The following is a 516-nucleotide window of genomic DNA, read 5'->3' as shown; positions in this document are numbered from 1 at the left end:
GCAGTTAGTGTAGTTTTACCGTGGTCAACGTGGCCGATTGTACCAACGTTTACGTGCGGTTTTACGCGTTCAAACTTTTCTTTTGCCATGACGGAACCTATCAGTTTTGTGTATCTAGATTACATATGAAAATAATCCACCAGAGGTAGATTAATTTAATTTTTTCAAATTTCAAATAGTTTTTTCTGACAGATAAAGGAAGTATTCAAGGAGATTCTTATGACTGGTGCTGATAGGCAGATTTGAACTGCCGACCTCACCCTTACCAAGGGTGCGCTCTACCAACTGAGCTATATCAGCAACACCATAATTGGAGCGGGCAGCGGGAATCGAACCCGCATCATCAGCTTGGAAGGCTGAGGTAATAGCCATTATACGATGCCCGCTTTAGGAACCTGTTCTTAAACTACCTCTAACCGTCAAGAATAAAGTGGTGGAGGGAGCTGGATTCGAACCAGCGAAGGCTGAGCCGTCAGATTTACAGTCTGATCCCTTTGGCCGCTCGGGAACCCCTCC

The 516-nt window shown here is 45.0% G+C and carries 1 protein-coding gene and 3 tRNA genes; all 4 read right to left on the bottom strand.

The features are described 5' to 3' along the window. Positions 1–89: GTP-binding protein (locus AN393_RS19640; RefSeq protein ID WP_233997923.1), on the bottom strand; the 89-nt coding region annotated here is incomplete at its 3' end. Positions 90–224: 135 nt separating this feature from the next. Further along, positions 225–300 (bottom strand) — tRNA-Thr (locus AN393_RS19635). A gap of 11 nt (positions 301–311) precedes the next feature. Then, positions 312–386, bottom strand: a tRNA-Gly gene (locus AN393_RS19630). A gap of 45 nt (positions 387–431) precedes the next feature. Further along, a tRNA-Tyr gene (locus tag AN393_RS19625) sits at positions 432–516 on the bottom strand.

It is taken from the genome of Pseudoalteromonas sp. P1-25, assembly GCF_001401805.1.
In the GTDB taxonomy this organism is placed as follows: domain Bacteria; phylum Pseudomonadota; class Gammaproteobacteria; order Enterobacterales; family Alteromonadaceae; genus Pseudoalteromonas.
Note: the sequence above shows the minus strand (reverse complement) of the source record. Positions and strands in the feature narration are given on the sequence as shown.